The sequence below is a fragment of the Nocardia callitridis genome (assembly GCF_039543305.1).
In the GTDB taxonomy this organism is placed as follows: domain Bacteria; phylum Actinomycetota; class Actinomycetes; order Mycobacteriales; family Mycobacteriaceae; genus Nocardia; species Nocardia callitridis.
In genome coordinates this window covers 148623-167413 of sequence record NZ_BAABJM010000005.1, presented here as the reverse complement: position 1 = coordinate 167413, position 18791 = coordinate 148623, and the positions used below count along the sequence as shown (strand labels likewise).

Sequence of the window (18791 nt, the reverse complement as noted above, 5' to 3'; positions counted from 1 at the left end):
TCACGCACGTTCTGAGGACGCCCCATGTCGCAGACCGAAGTTGTCGACGCACGCCCCGATGACACCCAGCACACCGAACCGACCGTTACGCGCCCGACCCTTTCGGAGTCGCTGGAGCGCGTCGTAGACGGATTCCACGTCGAAGCCACCCTCGACTGGCTCGATAATCATCCGCCGCACGTGATCGCCGACCAGCTCGCCCGCATGGACGCTGTGCAGGCCGGAATCGCGTTCCGGCTGCTCGACAAAGACCAGGCGCTCGCCGTCTTCGAAGAGCTCGAACCGGTTGACCAGCAACAGATTCTGCAAGGTCTGCGGGATCAGAGCTTCCGCGATCTCGTCGAAGGCATGGCACCCGATGACCGGGCGCGCATGCTGCGCGAAGCACCCGCGAAGGTGGCCAAGAAGGTGCTCGCCGGGCTCAGTTCGCGCGAACGGCGTAGGACGGCCGCGCTGCTGGGCTACCCCGAAGGTTCCGCCGGCCAGTTCATGACTCCGGCGTTGGTCGCGTTGCCGGGCAATCTTACTGTCGCCGAGGCGCTTTCGGTGGTTCGTGCGAAGGGGTCCGACGCCGAGACGGTTTACACCCTGCCGGTCGTGGACAAGGGCAGGCGCCTGAGCGGCATTGTCGAGCTGCGTGAACTCGTGCTCAGCGGACCCGAGACCATGGTCTCGGACCTGGTCGTCACCGAGCCCGCGTTCGCTCGCGCCACCGACTCCGCGGAGAAGGCGGCCCGTTTGATGCGCGAGACCAACGACATCAACCTGCCCGTCGTCGACAGTGAGGATCGCCTCGTCGGCTTGCTCACCATCGACGACGCGGTCGAGGTGATCGAAGCCGCCGACAGCGAAGATGTTGCGCGGCAAGCAGGTTCGGCGCCGTGGGAAGGCCACTACATGGCCGCGGGCGTCATTCAGCTCGCGCGCTACCGCGCGCTGTGGTTGTTGCTGCTGCTGTTCGCGGCGACGCTCACCGTCAGCGTCACGGGAATGTTCGAGGGCACCCTCGAACAGGCGGGCCAACTCGCGCTGTTCATTCCCTTGCTCATCGGTGCCGGCGGAAACGCGGGCGCGCAGGCGGCGACGGCGTGTGTGCGCGCCCTCGCCGTCGGTGAGGTGCGGGTCTCGGACCTGTTCAAGGTGATCTGGCGCGAATGTCGCGTCGGTCTTGTGCTCGGCGCCATGCTCGCGAGCGCGGGTCTGGTTATCGGCGCGTTGTTTGTCGGCCCGGCCGTGGCGGCGGTTGTCGCCGTCACACTGGTGTTGATCTGCGGTTGGGCCGCGACCATCGGTGGCACGATGCCGTTGCTGGCCAAGAAGTTACGGATCGACCCCGCGGTGGTTTCCGCGCCGATGGTCACCACGCTCGTCGACGCCACCGGCTTGATCATCTACTTCACCACGGCGAAAGTCGTACTGGGCATCTAGGTCAGGTCCCGCCGGGCGCGATGAGTCGCCCGGCTCGACCTGCTTGCCGCGGTCGATGCGGTCGTTCGCGTTGGGTCGCGAAGCCACCATCGACCCTGCGAATAATCCACTGGCGCAACCGCGAACTCGCGGGACGCGGCATCGATGGCATCGCACGCATGGGCTTGTTCGGCGACAGCGATCGCCGAACGGACCTGATCCTGACGGCGCGCGATCGGACTGGTCATCACCCCTGCCGCACCGTTGGGTGGCGTGCTGTCGGGCACGCCCCACACGGCGCGTTTACCGAAGCTCTTCGATGACCTTCGCGAAGGCGACCATGTTGTCTTCGGTGACGGTGAAATAGCTGACCGAATGGCTGTCGCGGTAATGCCGCAGGGTGTCGGCGATCTCGCGCGCGGAGCCGCGCAGTACCCCGGGCAGTTGGCGCAGTTGCTCATCCGACCGGTCCGGGTTGAACATGCGCGCCATGGCGAGCCCCGGTGTCTCGAGTCCCGGCATCTCCAACGCCTGCACCATCAGGCTCACTTCGATCTCGGCGAACCGCTGGCCCGCGGCGGTCCGCACGAATTCGACGCGTTCGCCGAGTGCGTTGATCCCCGCTTGCTCGGAATCGATGCTGTCGGTCGGTACCCCCGCCAGCGAGACGATATCGGCGAACTCGGCCGCGGTCCGCACGAGCCGGTTCCCGGAACCAGCCACCAGCAGGGGAATTCGCCGTGTCACCGGTGGCTCGTGCTCCCCCGCGAACAAGGACCTGATCTCGCCGATGGTCTCGCGAAGGTGGTCGATGCGCTGGCGAGGGCTCGGAAACGGCAGCCCCGCCGCCTCGAACTCCGGTTCCGCGAAGTCCGGTCCCGCGCCGAGCCCGAACTCGAAGCGTCCGTCGGTGAGCAGATCCACGCTCGCCACATCACGCGCCAACAAGGCGGGCCGATAAAACCCCGCGTTCAACACCATCGTCCCCACCCGCACCCGCTCGGTCGCCTCGGCCATCGTGACCAGCGCGGGAAACGGCGAAGTCAACCCCAGATGATCGGCGTACTGAAGCACGTCGAACCCCAACCCCTCAGCCCGCCGCGCTTTCTCCCGCCACTCGGCCCTCGACGCCCCGCCAACGACCCCGACACCGAACCGAAAGGGACGCTCTGTCACGTTGTTTCGCTCTTCAGCCACACCTCGAACACTACCGCCGTCCACCGCACCGATCACCAAGGTTTTTCCGGTCAGCTAGTTCGTGCCACCCTGCGGCAACAAAAACGGCGGCGGAAGGATCCGCCGCCGTTCGAGGTAATTGTTGGGGCTCAGAACTCCCAGTCTTCGTCTTCGGTGTTGACCGCCTTGCCGATGACGTAGCTCGAGCCGGAGCCGGAGAAGAAGTCGTGGTTTTCGTCGGCGTTGGGGGAGAGGGCCGAGAGGATGGCCGGGTTCACTTCGGTTTCGTCCTTCGGGAACAGGCCCTCGTAGCCGAGGTTCATCAGTGCCTTGTTCGCGTTGTAGCGCAGGAACTTCTTGACGTCCTCGGTGAGGCCGACTTCGTCGTAGAGGTCCTGGGTGTATTCGACCTCGTTGTCGTAGAGCTCGAACAGCAACTCGAAGGTGTAGTCCTTGAGTTCCTCGCGTTCGGCCTGCCCGACCAGCTCCAAGCCCTTCTGATACTTGTAACCGATGTAGTAGCCGTGCACGGCCTCGTCGCGAATGATCAGCCGGATCAGATCAGCGGTGTTGGTGAGCTTCGCTCGCGACGACCAGTACATCGGCAGGTAGAAGCCGGAGTAGAACAGGAAGCTCTCGAGCAGCGTCGAGGCGACCTTGCGCTTGAGCGGGTCGTCGCCGTTGTAGTAGCCGAGCACGATCTCGGCCTTGCGCTGGAGATTACGGTTCTCCTCCGACCAGCGGAAGGCATCGTCGATCTCGCGGGTCGAGCACAGGGTGGAGAAGATCGAGCTGTAGCTCTTCGCGTGCACCGACTCCATGAACGCGATGTTGGTCATCACCGCTTCCTCGTGCGGTGTGAGCGCGTCCGGAATCAGGCTCACCGCGCCGACGGTGCCCTGGATGGTGTCCAGCAGCGTCAGGCCGGTGAAAACCCGCATGGTCAGCTGCTTTTCATCCTCGGTGAGGGTGCCCCACGAGGGAATGTCATTGGAGACCGGCACCTTCTCCGGCAGCCAGAAATTGCCGGTCAGCCGGTCCCAGACCTCGGCATCCTTCTCATCGGGCACCCGATTCCAGTTGATGGCCGACACCCGATCGATCAACTTCATTCTGCCTCCACACCCTTTCTCGGGCACCCTGCCCCGAGTATTTGCTGGTTCGCCTACGCCTCTCGTCCGAACACTACTCCTTGTGTTGGACATGTCGATTCAACACAACACCTTGTGTCGCGCCGAGGCGGAGGTAGGTGGCTGACACGACGCCTTCTCGCGCCCTTTGTCCGCCTGTGTGCGTAAGGACGGGCGCGAGAAGGCTCGTACGTGAACCTAGTTGGTGGGGGCCTGAAGAATACGCAGGATCTGACCGACATCGGTCTTGATGGTGCCGATGCCCGATTCCACGTTGATCAGACGCCGATCCATCGAGTCCATGCGGGCGTCCATCGCGTCGAACCGAGTATCCATGGCGTCGAACCGAGTGTCCATGGCGTCGAGGCGACCATCCATGGCGTCGAGGCGACTGTCCATGGTGTCGAGCCGAGTGTCCATGGCTTGCTGCCCATGCCGGAGTTCGTCGATGTTGACGCTCATGGCGTCTTGTCGGGTGGCGAAGGTTTGTTGTTGGTGCCGGAGTTCGTCGATGTTGACGCTCATGGCGTCTTGTCGGGTGGCGAAGGTTTGTTGTTGGTGCCGGAGTTCGTCGATGCTGACGCTCATGGCGTCTTGTCGGGTGGCGAAGGTTTGTTGTTCATGCCGGAGTTCGCCGATATCGACGCTCATCGAGATCAAGCGCGAGGCCACCGACCGGCCGTCTAGATCGCCGATGCTGTTTTGCACGGCATCGACTTTCGTGTTCAGGCTCGTCAGCTGCTCGTGGATCTCGGTCACGGTCTGAGTATCCCTCGTGATCTGGAGATCGCGCCACACTTCGAGGCTGTGTACTCGTTGCTCCAATGACTTCCAACTTCCCATCATCAGTTGAGCCCTCCCCCTATTGGGTAACGGTTTGGTAACGGGAATGAGCATAGCGATCGCGCGCGCCGAATCCAACTCACATAGCAATTCGCTATGTGAAAATCTGACACTTGAATATGTTGTGCCACAGCGGCATTCGTGATGAATGTGCGTGACCGATGTGCACGCGGGCTTACCGAGGATCGGAACTGGTACCCGGCGTCCATTGGTCGCCGGGCACCGTCCAGCCGCGGTCCTTGATCATCCTGCGGGCCTCGCGGCGATGACGGCCGATGAGGCGCTCAAGGTAGAGATGCCCTGCGAGATGATCGGTTTCGTGCTGGAGGCAGCGCGCGAGATAGTCGGTGCCCTCGACCGAAACCGGTGCGCCGGTCGCGTCGACTCCGGTGACTCTCGCCCAGTGCGCGCGCCCGGTGGGAAACCACTCGCCTGGCACCGAAAGACACCCTTCGAGATCGTCCTCCGGGTCCGGCATGGTCTCCGGACGTTCCGAGGTCTCGAGGACCGGATTGACGACACACCCACGCTGCCGACCATCCGCGTCGCGAAGGTCGTAGATGAATACTGCCCTGGGATCGCCGACCTGATTCGCGGCGAGGCCAGCGCCGTCGGCGGCGGTATTGGTGGCGAACAGATCCTCGACGAAAGCGGCGAACTCCTCGTCGAACACCGTGACGGGGACGGCGGGGGTGCTCAGTCGAGGATCGCCGGCGATGAGGATGGGGCGAACGGTCATCGGTCAGTCGGTGACGTAGCCGTTGAGGCTGCTGTTCAGGTCGGTGAGCAGGGCGCGGGCGGCGGTGAGGCCGTTGCCGTGCCAGATTGTGTCGTCGACGGCGAAGACGCGTTTGTCGCTGGCGGCGCTCAGTTCCTCGAACTCGTCGCTGTGCATGACCGCTGTGCCGTGTTCCTTGCCTGCCTCGCCCGCGAGGTCGACATAGATCAGGTCGCCCTCGAGCTTGTCGGCGTACTCGCCTTCGTGCACGTCGAACGAGGTGCCGCGTTGCGCGGTCGGACGTTGTACCCCGGCGTCGGCCAGCACCTGGCCCGCGAAGCTGTCGGTACCCTGTACCCGGATCGCGTCGTCGGTGAAGCGCACGACCGAAGCTTGGGTCTGGTTGGCGGACAGGGCTTTGCCCGTGTCTTGGGCGGCGGTCCGATAGTCGGCCAACGCCGACTGCGCGGCACGGGTGCGGCCGAGACCGGCGGCGAACGCGCTGAATTCCGCCTGCCAACTGTTGTTCGCGCCGACCAGGACGGTGGGTGCGATCGCGCGCAAGGCGTCGTAGTCGGCGGAACCGGTGGGAGTGTCGCCGAGGATGAGGTCGGGGTGCAGGTCGGCGATCTTCGCCGGATCCGGTTGCGCGGCGGTGCCGACGCCGGGAATGTCGATCACGCCGTAACCCAGATAACCGGGTTGCGGATCGGGTCCGTCCAAGGTGGTCGTCCCGACGACGCGCTCCCACAGTCCTACCGCGCACACCGCGTCCAGTGCGGAGGTGGTGAGCACAACGATGCGCTGCGGATCGGCGGGCACCTCGGAGACGCCGTTGGCGTGGGTGACATCGCGCGTATCGCTCTCGGCGGGGTCAGGCGCGCTGGGCAGTGCGCAGGAGCGTGTGGTGTCGCGTTCCAGCCCGACGACGCCCGCTCCCGCGATATTGGTGGTGGTCCGCACGACGGCGTCCTCGCCCTCGGTCGAGGAGCAGCCCGCGGTGAACACGGTGGCGCACACTGCCGCGACCGCCACACCGACCATGCCCACGCGTCCGATACGGTGGCGGTGGATGATCTCGGTGCCGGATTCCCCGGCAGCCGTGCGGTTTCGAGGGCGAACCAAGGCGCTCAGCGGCATGCCGTGAGGGTACATCGTGCGACCGACGTCGCTGGCGGAGGTTGTGTAGCTGCCTGGCCCGACACGCGGCCGTGCCACATCATCGAAATCATCGGCGCTGCACAACGGGACACGACAACTCGAAATACGACAGAGAGTAGGACCCGTTCGGGCGCCGCCGAGAAGCTCGGTTTACGATTCCATGAGCGCAAGCAACTGTTGTCTGTTTTCGCCCGCCGGGGATGGACGCGAGAAGCGGTGTCTGCGCAGCGACGTTGGCACCTTCAGGAGGATCAGTGACTGCCCTAGAGCCCAAGCCAGTCCCTCAGTTGGAAGCGACGCGGCCGTATCCGGCCAGGACCGGCCCGAAGGGTTCGTTCATCCTCAAGGCGGTCACCACCACGGACCCCAAGGTGCTCGGCACCATGTACCTGGTGACCTCGATGGCGTTCTTCCTTGTCGGCGGTCTCATGGCGCTGATGATGCGCGGCGAGCTGGCGCGTCCAGGGCTGCAATTCCTTTCACCTGAACAGTTCAACCAGCTGTTCACCATGCACGGCACGATCATGCTGCTGTTCTACGCGACCGCGATCGTGTTCGGCTTCGCCAACATCGTGCTGCCGTTGCAGATCGGCGCACCCGACGTGGCGTTCCCCCGACTCAACGCCTTCAGCTACTGGCTGTACGCCTTCGGCGGCACCATGGCGACCGCTGGCTTCATCACCCCCGGTGGCGCCGCGGACTTCGGCTGGACGGCGTACGTGCCGCTCACCGACATCCTGCACTCGCCAGGCGTCGGTACCGACCTGTGGATTCTGGGCCTGGCCGTCTCCGGTCTCGGCACCATCCTCGGCGGCGTGAACATGCTGACCACTGTCGTCTGCTTGCGCGCACCCGGCATGACCATGTTCCGCATGCCGATCTTCACCTGGAACATCGCCGTCACCAGCGTGCTGATCCTGCTCGCGTTCCCGCTGCTGACCGCGGCGTTGTTCGGCCTCGCCTACGACCGCCACCTCGGTGGCCACATCTACGACCCGGCGACCGGCGGCATCCTGCTCTATCAGCACCTGTTCTGGTTCTTCGGCCACCCCGAGGTGTACATCATCGCGTTGCCGTTCTTCGGGATCGTCTCCGAGATCTTCCCGGTGTTCAGCCGCAAGCCGATCTTCGGTTACACGACGCTGGTCTACGCCACCCTGGGGATCGCGGCGCTGTCGGTCGCGGTGTGGGCACACCACATGTACGCCACCGGCGCCGTCCTGCTGCCGTACTTCTCGTTCATGACCTTCTTGATCGCGGTGCCGACGGGTGTCAAGTTCTTCAACTGGATCGGCACGATGTGGCGCGGACAGTTGACCTTCGAGACACCGATGCTGTTCTCCCTCGGCTTCCTGGTGACCTTTCTCTTCGGTGGTCTCTCCGGCGTCATCCTGGCCAGCCCGCCGCTGGACTTCCACGTCACCGACACCTACTTCGTGGTCGCGCACTTCCACTACGTGCTCTTCGGCACCATCGTGTTCGCCACCTACGCGGGCATCTACTTCTGGTTCCCGAAGATCACCGGTCGGATGATGGACGAGCGGCTGGGCAAGTGGCACTTCTGGACCACCTTCATCGGCTTCCACACCACCTTCCTCGTGCAGCACTGGCTTGGTAACGAGGGCATGCCGCGTCGCTACGCCGACTACCTGCCCAGTGACGGATTCACCGCGCTCAACACGGTCTCCACGATCGGCGCGTTCGTGCTCGGCGCCTCGATGCTGCCGTTCATCTGGAACGTGTTCAAGAGCTTCCGTTACGGCGAGGTCGTCACGGTGGACGACCCGTGGGGTTACGGCAACTCGTTGGAGTGGGCGACGACGTGTCCGCCGCCTCGGCACAACTTCTACGAGCTGCCGAGGATCCGTTCGGAGCGGCCCGCGTTCGAGTTGCACTACCCGCACATGGTCGATCGGATGCGCGCCGAAGCGCACGTCGGTTGGGGTTCGGCCAAGCACGCGACCGAAGCCGACGAAGCGGCCGTGGCCGCGAAGTAGAACAATTGTGCGACGAGTGTGCACCCGCTGATCCATCGGCGGGTGCACACTCGTTTGCCGCGAGTGCGAGTATTCGAGTGTGAGCACATCGGACAACGAGGTCCAGTACCACCACCCGGAACCGAACACACCGGACCCCGAACCTGGAGCGCATCAGTTGGCCGACACCACAGTTCTCGTCACCGTGACCGGACCCGACCGGCCCGGGGTGACGTCCGTGCTGCTCGCGGCGATGTCGCGACACCAGGTGAGCCTGCTGGACGTGGAGCAGGTCGTGATCAGGGGCAGGTTGACCCTCGGCGTCCTGGTGACCTGCCCGCACGACCCCGAGGCGTTGCAGGACGAGGTGGAAGAGGCGATGAACACCGTCGGCATGCATGTCGACGTGGAGGTCGACGCCGCGATCGGTCGGCGGCAGATGTCGACGCACGCGGTGGTGATTCTCGGGAGCCCGGTCACCGCGCGCGCGTTCAGCGAGGTGTCACGACAACTGGCGACGCTCGGTGCGAACATCGACACCATCCGTGGCATCGCCGACTATCCGGTCACCGGAATGGAGTTGCTGCTCACCGCGACCGATACCGGCGCTGACGCCGATTCGCGACTGCGCACCGCGCTGGCCGAGATCGCGGTGGCCGAAGAAGTCGACATCGCGGTGGAACGCGCGGGCTTGGCACGCAGGGCCAAGCGACTCATCGTGTTCGACGTCGATTCGACGCTCATTCAGGGTGAGGTGATCGAGATGCTCGCCGAACACGCGGGCGTCGCCGACGAGGTGCGCCGGGTCACCGAGGCCGCCATGCGCGGGGAGATCGATTTCGCGGAGTCGCTGCGTCAGCGCGTCGCGACACTGGCGGGGTTGGACGAGTCGGTGATCGACGCGGTCGCCGACCGGATCGAATTGACGCCCGGCGCACGCACCACCATTCGCACCTTGCGCAGGATCGGGTACCGGTGCGGGGTGGTCTCGGGTGGTTTCCGGCAGGTGATCGAGCCGCTCGCGCACGAGTTGGAGTTGGATTTCGTGCAGGCCAACACCCTGGAGGTGGTGGCGGGCAAGCTGACGGGGCGCGTGCTCGGAGACATCGTCGATCGACCGGCCAAGGCGGCGGCCTTGCGAAAGTTCGCCGCCGAGGCCGGGATTCCGATGGAACAGACCGTCGCGGTGGGTGACGGGGCGAACGATATCGATATGCTCAACGCCGCCGGTCTCGGTGTGGCGTTCAATGGCAAGCCCGCGTTGCGCGCGGTCGCGGATGCCGCGTTGTCGCACCCGTATCTGGACGCCGTCTTGTTCATTCTCGGCGTGACCCGGCACGAGGTGGAGGCTGCGGACGCGCGGGACGGAGTGTTGCGGCGGGTGCCGTTGGTGGGCCGGTGACCGTGGGTTGTCCGGGGGCGCGGCGATGACGGAGCAGGGCGGGGTTGATGCCGTCGATTCCGGCGCCGTCGAGACAGCGCCCGACGGCCACCCGCGCGGCCACGATCTCGAATCGCGGCCGCACGCTGAGCTGGACACCGCGGGGCTGCTGGTCCGGCATGCCGAGTTGGCCGCGGGTTACGGCGGTCAGGACGACCCCGACGATCCGGCGTTGGTGTTGGCGATGCCGTTGGTTCTGCATCTACCCAAGACCGATCCGCCCCGACGCAGTGCGCTGCTCGCCGCGGCGGCCGTCGCGACGGTGCGGTTGTGCTTGGACGAGCGAGTGGGGCCGGGCGGCGAATGGGAGCAGCCGTACCTGGACTGGAAGGGCGCGCGGATCAGGAAACTGGCTCGGCGTGCGCGTGGTGGGCATTGGTCGGCGGTCGGGGAGGTCGATGGCGTCACCGCGCAGATCGACGGCGCGCAGGCGCGTGCGTTGGTGCCCGGCCCGGTGGGGGCGGTCGATCCGAGGGTCAAGCGGTTGCAGATCGGTGGCACCGATCTCGAGCACGACGATCCCGGCTCGCCCGCACCGAATCTGCCTGTGTTGTGGGTGAATTCGAGCCTCGGCATGACCGTGGGCAAGGCGGCGGCTCAGGTTGGCCACGCCAGCATGTTGCTGGCGGGCGCGTTATCGGGGGAAGCGGTGGTGCGTTGGGCCGAGGACGGGTTTCGGTGCTCGGTGCGCGAGGCCGATCCTCGACGATGGCGGGCGCTCGCCGAGCAGGCGGACCGAGGTGTGGGAGTCGCGGTGCGTGACGCCGGATTCACGGAGGTGGCGCCGGGGTCGATCACGGTGATAGCGGTGTGGCCAGCCGCACGGTGAACAGAAACTTTCTCGAACGACTCGCCAGCGTTGGCGACATCCCCCAGGAGTGCGACAAGATGGAGCTCGTGGCGCAACCGGATTCCGACCTGCTCATTGATTTCACCGATGTGACCGTTCGACGGTCGGGCAATACGCTCGTCGGCCCGATCACCTGGCAGGTCGAGCTCGACGAACGCTGGGTGGTGCTCGGCCCCAACGGTGCTGGCAAGACCTCGCTGTTGCGGATGGCGGCCGCTGAGACTCACCCGACCTCGGGCACCGCGCATCTGCTCGGTGAGGTGCTCGGCAAGACCGACATCACCGAGCTACGCCCGAGAATCGGCTTGGCGTCGGCTGCGGTAGCCGGCCGGGTGCCGCTCGACGAGAAGGTCAGCGACCTGGTGGTTTCCGCGGGCTACGCGGTGATCGGGCGGTGGCGGGAGAAATACGACGACGTGGATACCGACCGCGCCGTCAATATGCTGGAAAGCCTTGGCGCCGAGCATCTTTCGGATCGCACCTACGGCACCTTGTCGGAGGGGGAGCGTAAGCGGGTGTTGATCGCTCGCGCGTTGATGACCGACCCCGAACTGCTGTTGTTGGACGAGCCGGGTGCCGGTCTGGACCTCGGTGGCAGGGAAGAGCTGGTGGAGCGCCTCGGTGACCTGGCCTCCGACCCGGATTCCCCCGCCATCGTGTTGGTGACCCACCACGTCGAGGAGATCCCGCCGGGTTTCACGCATGGTTTGCTGTTGAACGAGGGCGAGGTCGTCGCGCAGGGTCTGCTCGCCGACGTGCTGACCTCGGAGAACCTCAGCGAGGCATTTCGTCAGTCGATCGCGCTGAGCAACGTGGACGGCCGCTACTTCGCCCGGCGCGCACGTCGAGCGGGTAGGCACCGCACGCGCTGAGCGCCTGTCACCCCAGGGTGCTGGACAGTTGCCCTTCATCGACAGCGTTATGGTGCAGGGATGAGTGAGACAAACGCGCCGGTGAACTCTCGAGCGGAGGCGGCGCCGTTGCGCGATGCCTCGACGGTGATGCTGGTGCGTGACGGGGCGGCAGGTCCCGAGGTCTTCCTGCAGCGCAGGGTCGATGCGATGGCCTTCGCCGCGGGGATGACGGTCTTTCCCGGTGGCGGGGTCGACCCCTCCGACGCGACCGCTGAGATCGCGTGGGCCGGACCGGAACCCGCGTGGTGGGCACGTCGATTCGACACCACCGAGCCACAGGCGCAGGCGCTGGTGTGTGCTGCGGTGCGCGAGACGTTCGAGGAATGCGGGGTGCTGCTCGCGGGCCCGACGGCCGACAGCGTGGTGTCCGACACCACCGAATACCGCGTCGCGCGCCGCGAATTGGAGCGTCGCGAGCTCTCGCTCGCGGGTTTTCTCGCCGACCGAGGCTTGGTGCTACGCGCCGACCTGCTGCGGCCGTGGGCGAACTGGATCACGCCGGTCATCGAGCCGCGCCGGTATGACACGCGATTTTTCGTCGCGGTGCTGCCGGACGGGCAGTTGGCCGACGGTGCGACCTCCGAAGCGCGGGAAGTGCACTGGCGTACGCCCGCTCAGGCGCTCGACGCCTGGCGCGGCGGTGCCGATGTGCTGTTGCCGCCGACCTGGGCGCAGCTGGTCGCGCTCGGCGAGTTCGCTTCCACCGCCGAGATTTTCGCCGCCGACCGGGAGATCGATCCGATCATGCCGGTGTTGGCCGACCTGGACGGCAAGCAATTGCTGCAATTCCCGGACAACCGGCGATATTTCGCCGATCACCCCGAGTCGAGTCGGCTGCGTGGGTCCGCCCCGGCGACAGACTCGTCGGGGCGACGGTAGGCGCACGCCCACCGGGTAGCGTTGCCTGCCATGGCCGAATTCGTGACCACGGAGTTGCTGACCGACGACGTGGACGACGCGGTTCGTCGCGTCGCCGTCCTGCGGTTGTCCCGCCCGCCGATGAACCTGGTGACCGCGCAGGTCGTTCGGGAATTGGCCGATGCGGCCGAGGCGCTCGCCGCGAACTCGGAGGTCGCGGCCGTGGTGCTCTACGGCGACGAGCGGGTGTTCTCGGCCGGTGACGAGATGACCGAACTCGCCGAGCTCGGTGCGGCCCAGGCCGAGGCGATCGCCGAGGATTTGCGGCTGGGCCTGGATTGCCTTGCGCGGCTTCCGCAGCCGACGGTCGCCGCGATCAGCGGGTACTGCCTCGGTGGCGGCTTGGAACTCGCGCTCGGCGCCGATCGTCGGATCATCGGCGACAATGTGAAGCTGGGGATGCCGCAGATTCTGGCCGGACTGATCCCGCTGTCCGGGATACCACGGCTCGTGTCCTTGATCGGGCCCGGTGCGGCGAAAGATTTGGTTTACACCGGCCGGTTTGTCGAGGCGGACGAGGCCGAGGCGTTGGGTCTGGTCGACGAGGTCGTCGCCCCCGATGACGTCTACACCGCGGCGGTGGCGTGGGCACGGCAGTTCACCGGCGGCCCCGCGGTCGCGCTGGCCGCGGCGAAGGCGGTCTTCGAGGCGCAGTCGGCGTCCGAGGCGGGCACGCGGGCGGGCGGTCGGGCGCAATGGTCGCGTCTGTTCGGGACCGAGGACCGCGCGATCGGGACGCGGTCCTATCGCGCCGACGGTCCAGGCGCTGCCGCCTTCGTCGGGCGGTAGCGCGACGAAGATGCCCTGATCGGAACCGGTTCTTGTCTCAGGGGCCGGTCCGCTCGCCGCGATCGAAGCCCCCGATTGCGGGTCCCATCTGGGGATTTATGTAGGCTTGCCTACCATGACGGTACGTCCCGACGACCCCGCGCCGAATGCCACAGCGTTGAACGACGCAGCGCCAGCTTGGAATGATCCGGCGCCGAACGACCCGGCGCCGAATCCGCACGCCACCGAGGCGCAGGTGGAGGCAGCGCGGAAGGATACGAAGCTCGCCCAGGTGCTTTACCACGACTGGGAAGCCGAGACCTACGACGACAAATGGTCTATCTCCTATGACCAGCGTTGCATCGACTATGCGCGCGGTCGCTTCGACGGCGCGGTCGGCCCTGCACCGCTGCCCTATGGGCGTGCGCTCGAATTGGGCTGTGGCACCGGGTTTTTCCTGCTGAACCTGATGCAGGGTGGCATTGCGAAGTCGGGTTCGGTCACCGACCTGTCGCCGGGCATGGTGAAGGTCGCCTTGCGCAACGCGCAGCACCTCGGGCTCGATGTCGACGGCAGGGTCGCCGACGCGGAGACCATCCCGTACGAGGACAACACCTTCGACCTGGTGGTCGGGCACGCCGTGCTGCACCACATCCCCGACGTCGAATTGTCCCTGAAGGAATGCCTGCGTGTACTCAAGCCGGGCGGGCGCTTCGTGTTCGCCGGTGAGCCCACCACCGTGGGCAATTTCTACGCGCGTTGGCTGGGCCGGATCACCTGGAAGGCCACCACCACCGTCACCAAGTTGCCCACGCTGGCCGGGTGGCGGCGTCCGCAACAGGAACTCGACGAGTCCTCGCGCGCGGCCGCGCTGGAGGCCGTGGTCGACCTGCACACCTTCGACCCGAGTGAGCTGGAGGCGCTGAGCCGTTCGGCGGGCGCGGTCGAGGTCAAGGCGACGACCGAGGAGTTCGCGGCGGCGCTGTGGGGCTGGCCGGTGCGTACCTTCGAGGCCGCGGTGCCCGAGGAGAAGCTCGGCATGCGCTACCGACTGACGATGTACCGCGCGTGGCTGCGGTTGAGCTGGCTGGACGAGAACATCCTGCGGCGCATTGTGCCTCGGCAGTTCTTCTACAACGCCATGATCACCGGCGTGAAGCCGGGCGCGACCACCGAGTAGGTGGGATACGGCTTCAGTCGCGCCGATGTCGCGTTCCTGTCCGGTGCGGCGGGTGCTGCCGCGCTGGCTCGGGTCGACCGGCTGGAGTTGACGACCGCGACGCATCTGCGTGATCTGGAGTCGGTGCGGCGTGCGTTCGGTGCGTCGGCGGCGGCATTGGTGGAGACGGTGCGGCTGCGGCGCAAAGCGGGCGTGAAGCTGCTCGACGCCGCGCACTGGTTGTTCACCGACGACGCACTCCAACAGGCGACACCGACACTGGTGGCGCGCCGTCGCGCCATGCGGCTGGCGGGTCGGGCTGTCCACGACGTGACGTGTTCGATCGGTGCCGAGATCGCCGAGTTGGCTGCGATATGTCCCAGGGTGCTCGGCAGCGATCTGGACGACGTGCGGCTGTCGATGGCCGCCCACAATCTCGCGGGATCGCGAAATGTGCTGTTGGCCAGGGCGGATGCCCTCGCTCCTGTGAGTACCGACACGGTGGTGCTCGCGGATCCCGCGCGGCGTGCCGACGGGCGGCGCACGCACGACCCCGCGAAACTCCAACCGCCGCTGCCGGATTTGATCGCGGCCTACCCTGGTCGCGACCTGGTGGTGAAGTGCGCGCCCGGACTGGATTTCGACCGACTGGGTTGGGCGGGCGAGGTGGAGGTGGTGTCGCTGGACGGTTCGGTGCGCGAGGCGTGCCTGTGGTCGAGCGGTTTGGCAGATCCCACGGTCACCCGTCGCGCCACCGTGCTGCGTTCGAACGGGTCCGAAGCGGTGATCACCGACGCCGAACCCGACGAGATTGCGGAGCGTGCGCCGGGGGAGTGGATCCTCGACCCGGACGGCGCGGTGGTTCGTGCCGGCCTCGTTCGACACTTCGCCGCCAAACACGGCCTGTGGCAACTCGATCCGCGCATTGCCTACCTCACCGGTGACCATGTGCCCGCCGGGATGCGCGGATTCCGTGTGCTCGATCGTTTCGAGCTGCGCGAGAAGACGGTGCGCGCCCAGCTACGCAAACACGACTGCGGGGCGCTGGAGATCATGACGCGCGGTGTCGACCTCGATCCGGACAGCCTGCGGCGCAGAATGAAACCGCAAGGCACCCAGCCGTACACGTTGATCATCACGAGGATCGGTCGAACACCGACGGTCTTCCTGTGCACAGCGACCGCCGCGCGAGCGGCGGGTCGGGAAGCCGCGCTGGACTGAAAGAACCCGAACTCGACCGTTATTCGGGCTTGAACGCGAAGATTTCGCCGATGCGGGTCGCGGTCACCACTTCACCCTCGGGGCCGATCGCGGTACCGGTGGTGCTGCCCTGTGCGCCGGGCAGCTCATCGGAGTCGAGGGTGGCTCCGGTGGTGGTGTCGAAGGTGATCAGGTTGAGGCCGTCACCGATCGCCGCGACGATGTAGCCGGTGTCGCCAGCGGTCTGCGCAGGCGTTCCGCGCAGATCGAGGTCTTTGCGTTCCCAGGCGATCTCGGCGGCGTCCCCGGAATCACGGATCGCGAGCAGGTGGCCCTCGTCGCCGGAGGGGATGATGAGTCCCTCGTCGGAGACCGAGAGGCCGCGTGGCGCCCATGGCAGCGGCTGTGTCCACTTCTGTCGACCGTCGGTCGTGTCGAGGGCGATCAAGCGCTTGTCGTTGTCGCCGACGTAGAGCGTGCTGCCGTCGGCCGACAGCACCGGGCTGGTCGCGCTGCCGCCCCGCAGGATCGGCACGCTCCATTCCTGCTGAATCTGCTTGTCGGCGTAGCGAAGCGCGACCAGGTCGGCGGTGGCGTGTCCCGGCCGCCACAGTGTGAGATACACCCGCCCGTCCGCGCCCATCGCCGAGACGTTCGCGACCGCGCAGTGCGGACCACCCTCGGCACAGTCGTCGAGACCGACGTCGGCGGCGGGCCAGTCGAGGTCGGGATGGCTGAGAAAATCGGGCTGGCCGAGCAGCTGCATGGACGCCAGCACGCGTTCGCCGGTATTGCGTGCCAACACATCGAGCTGACCGGATTGCGTGATGGTCAACAGGTTTCCGTCGTCGGTGAACTGTTGGGACACCGGCGTTCCCGCGACGGGCACCCGCCAGCGTGGCTGACCGAGGTAGTTGAACGAGTTCACCGCGCTGTCGTCGCCGAGGTAGACATTGGACTGTCCGTCGACCAGGGTCGGCGACCACAGCGCGGTCGGGCCGATCGGATTGCAGAAGCGTTTGCGGCCGGTCGCCATCTGGAAAGAGGCGATTGCGCAATTGGCGGTCTGCGCGGATACGAACATCTGGCCGTCGCGACCCACCGTGACCGGTTCGGCGATCGGGCCGCCCACCGGACGGGACCAGCTCAGCGCTACCTGACGGCCGCCGGTGACCGGGCTGGTCGCGGAGTTGCGCGCGTCGCCGTGCGGCGCCTGCCAGCCGTCCTGCGGGGCGACGGTGAGATCGTCGTAATCGGTGCCGCAGCTGGTCAACACCAGTGCACCGAGGGCGACCAGCGACACCAGCGACCCCGCCGCCCGTCCCCGTGACGCTCGCCAAGTGGACGTGGCCAGTACGCCGCCGCTTCGCACCTGCTGAACTCCTGTCGTCATTGCCACCCCGCCCCGACCGGAAAGGTCGCGATTTCGCTTCCCGATCGGTCACCGTAGCGGTGGTTCGGTTCGGGTGTCCGCGTGAGGTTTCCGTCGGCGTCCGCAGCGCACGAGTCACTGTACGCCCGAGCGCCGCGCGCGAGTGTACGGGTCGGTGTCGTTGCCGATGCGGGTGGCCGTCACCTGGTGCGATCTCAGCGGATAAGCTCTTGGTGTCGCCGTGGTGGTCGGCCCGCCCGCGTAGGCGGAGTGCGCCGCCCTCGGTCGTGGCGACCGTAGCAAACACCATGACAGGAGAACGTCCGTGACGAGCATGTGGGGCGCACCGGTGCGCTCGCGGTGGCGCGGTTCGCGTCGTAAGGATCCGCGCCAGGCGCGGTTCGTGACCGTGGCGTCGTTGCGCTGGGTGCTCGCCAATCGGGCCTACACACCGTGGTATCTGGTGCGTTACTACCGGCTGTTGAAGTTTCGACTGCTCAATCCGCATATCGTGTTGCGCGGCATGGTGTTTTTCGGTCGCCGCGTCGAGGTGCACGCCACGCCGGGCTTGTCGCGCATGGAGATCGGCCGCTGGGTGCACATCGGTGACGGCAACGCCATTCGGTGTCACGAGGGTTCGTTGCGGATCGGCGACAAGGTCGTCTTCGGCAAGGACAATGTGGTCAACACCTATCTCGACATCGAGATCGGGGAGTCGACGTTGGTGGCCGACTGGTGCTACATCTGCGATTTCGACCACAAGATGGACGACATCACCATGCCGATCAAGGACCAGGGCATCCTGAAGAGCCCGGTTCGCATCGGGCCGGACACCTGGATCGCCGCGAAAGTCACCGTATTACGTGAGACGCGCGTGGGGCGCGGCTGCGTTCTCGGCGCGCACGCGGTGGTGAAGGGCGAGATTCCGGACTTCGGTATCGCGGTGGGCGCCCCAGCGAAGGTGGTCAAGAACCGCAAGGCCGCGTGGGAGGCCGCTGCCGAGGAACGGGCCAGACACCGTGCGGCGCTGGCGGATATCGAGCGAAAGAAGCACGGCGCCTCGCAATCGGTGTGAGCGGTCGCCATCCCCACCTGCGCGTCGGTAGATCCCGGGCAAGCACGATCCGGCCGAATTTCTGGGCGCGTGCGGTGCGGGGAATTTCGTGTCCGCACGAGTTCGTCGGTGGGCGCGGGTAGGTTCACCGGAATGAACCGGTACGCCGCCCTGTTGCGTGGCATCGCGCCCAGCAATCCCAGTATGAGCAACGCGAAGGTGCGCGGGGTGTTCGAGGGCCTGGGGTTCGAGGGTGTCGCGTCGGTAGTGGCGAGTGGGAACATTGTCTTCCGTGCGCCCGACGGCGAGATCGATGAGCTGGAAAGCCGCATCCAAGCCGCGCTGAACCGCGAACTCGGCATTCCGGGCGGGACCATCGTGCGCAGCCACGGGGAACTGCGCGCACTGCTGGACTCCGATCCGTTCCCCGGCCTTACACACGGTCGCGGCACGTACCTGATCGCGACATTTGTCAAGGACAGCGCGGGTGTCACCGTGCGCGAACCCGAGGTCGAGGATCCGAGGACGCGTGTGGTCGGCTACGACGAAGCGGCGCGCGCGTTTCTCGCGATCGTCGACAACAGCGAGGAAGGTAAGACGCCGAACTTCATGGCGTGGCTGGAACGCACCTACGGCAAGAACATCACGACGCGCACCTGGCTCACGGTGCAGCGGATCGTCAAGAAGATGGAATCCTGACGGCC

Annotated in this window: 17 protein-coding genes; 11 read left to right on the top strand and 6 right to left on the bottom strand. The window is 66.2% G+C overall.

Features of this window, described 5'->3' with window-relative positions; translation table 11 throughout:
• Positions 1-24 precede the first annotated feature (24 nt).
• The gene (gene mgtE / locus ABEA50_RS23295; protein WP_345497910.1) at positions 25-1428 is read left to right on the top strand and encodes a magnesium transporter; all 1404 of its coding nucleotides are present in this window, start codon (positions 25-27) and stop codon (positions 1426-1428) included.
• Between the two features lie 282 nt (positions 1429-1710).
• Here mgtE and ABEA50_RS23290 read toward each other — a convergent pair whose 3' ends face one another.
• The 5 genes from ABEA50_RS23290 to ABEA50_RS23270 form a co-directional block, all read right to left on the bottom strand.
• Entirely contained in the window at positions 1711-2604 is an 894-nt protein-coding gene (locus ABEA50_RS23290; RefSeq protein WP_345497909.1) for a TIGR03621 family F420-dependent LLM class oxidoreductase, read from the bottom strand.
• Between the two features lie 128 nt (positions 2605-2732).
• Positions 2733-3695, bottom strand: coding sequence for a class 1b ribonucleoside-diphosphate reductase subunit beta (gene nrdF, locus ABEA50_RS23285; RefSeq protein WP_345497908.1), 963 nt, complete (start codon positions 3693-3695; stop codon positions 2733-2735).
• A 216-nt stretch (positions 3696-3911) separates the two neighbouring features.
• On the bottom strand, positions 3912-4634 hold the full coding sequence (locus ABEA50_RS23280; protein ID WP_345497907.1) for a hypothetical protein: 723 nt from the start codon (positions 4632-4634) through the stop codon (positions 3912-3914).
• Between the two features lie 97 nt (positions 4635-4731).
• Complete coding sequence (locus ABEA50_RS23275) at positions 4732-5295, bottom strand: peptide deformylase (protein ID WP_345497906.1); 564 nt, start codon at positions 5293-5295, stop codon at positions 4732-4734.
• Between the two features lie 3 nt (positions 5296-5298).
• Entirely contained in the window at positions 5299-6318 is a 1020-nt protein-coding gene (locus tag ABEA50_RS23270; protein WP_345498210.1) for an iron-siderophore ABC transporter substrate-binding protein, read from the bottom strand.
• 371 nt (positions 6319-6689) lie between these two features.
• Here ABEA50_RS23270 and ctaD point away from each other — a divergent pair, with 371 nt between their 5' ends.
• The 8 genes from ctaD (at position 6690) to ABEA50_RS23230 (ending at position 15682) form a co-directional block, all read left to right on the top strand.
• Positions 6690-8432 carry an aa3-type cytochrome oxidase subunit I gene (gene ctaD, locus ABEA50_RS23265; RefSeq protein ID WP_345497905.1) on the top strand — a complete coding sequence of 581 codons (1743 nt, stop codon included), beginning with the start codon at positions 6690-6692 and terminating at the stop codon, positions 8430-8432.
• 157 nt (positions 8433-8589) lie between these two features.
• Positions 8590-9813, top strand: coding sequence for a phosphoserine phosphatase SerB (serB, locus tag ABEA50_RS23260; protein WP_345498209.1), 1224 nt, complete (start codon positions 8590-8592; stop codon positions 9811-9813).
• Positions 9814-9838: 25 nt separating this feature from the next.
• Positions 9839-10681: a peptidyl-tRNA hydrolase gene (locus ABEA50_RS23255; protein WP_345497904.1), complete on the top strand. Its 843-nt coding sequence runs from the start codon at positions 9839-9841 to the stop codon at positions 10679-10681.
• A gap of 59 nt (positions 10682-10740) precedes the next feature.
• Complete coding sequence (locus ABEA50_RS23250; protein ID WP_345498208.1) at positions 10741-11574, top strand: ABC transporter ATP-binding protein; 834 nt, start codon at positions 10741-10743, stop codon at positions 11572-11574.
• A 60-nt stretch (positions 11575-11634) separates the two neighbouring features.
• Positions 11635-12495, top strand: a complete 861-nt coding sequence (locus tag ABEA50_RS23245) for an NUDIX hydrolase (protein WP_345497903.1) — start codon at positions 11635-11637, stop codon at positions 12493-12495.
• 30 nt (positions 12496-12525) lie between these two features.
• Positions 12526-13323, top strand: a complete 798-nt coding sequence (locus ABEA50_RS23240; protein WP_345497902.1) for an enoyl-CoA hydratase-related protein — start codon at positions 12526-12528, stop codon at positions 13321-13323.
• 115 nt (positions 13324-13438) lie between these two features.
• Positions 13439-14482, top strand: coding sequence for a class I SAM-dependent methyltransferase (locus ABEA50_RS23235; RefSeq protein ID WP_345497900.1), 1044 nt, complete (start codon positions 13439-13441; stop codon positions 14480-14482).
• Positions 14483-15682 (top strand): THUMP-like domain-containing protein, encoded by a 1200-nt coding sequence (locus tag ABEA50_RS23230; protein WP_345497899.1) that lies wholly within the window; start codon positions 14483-14485, stop codon positions 15680-15682.
• A gap of 19 nt (positions 15683-15701) precedes the next feature.
• On the opposite strand, the gene ABEA50_RS23225 is transcribed toward ABEA50_RS23230, so the two are convergent.
• The gene (locus ABEA50_RS23225; RefSeq protein WP_345497898.1) at positions 15702-17054 is read right to left on the bottom strand and encodes an outer membrane protein assembly factor BamB family protein; all 1353 of its coding nucleotides are present in this window, start codon (positions 17052-17054) and stop codon (positions 15702-15704) included.
• Between the two features lie 313 nt (positions 17055-17367).
• Here ABEA50_RS23225 and ABEA50_RS23220 point away from each other — a divergent pair, with 313 nt between their 5' ends.
• Both ABEA50_RS23220 and ABEA50_RS23215 read left to right on the top strand, forming a co-directional pair.
• A complete protein-coding gene (locus tag ABEA50_RS23220) occupies positions 17368-18108 on the top strand; it encodes an acyltransferase (protein WP_345498207.1) in 741 nt (246 codons plus the stop codon).
• A 132-nt stretch (positions 18109-18240) separates the two neighbouring features.
• A complete protein-coding gene (locus tag ABEA50_RS23215) occupies positions 18241-18786 on the top strand; it encodes a DUF1697 domain-containing protein (protein WP_345497897.1) in 546 nt (181 codons plus the stop codon).
• Positions 18787-18791 lie beyond the last annotated feature (5 nt).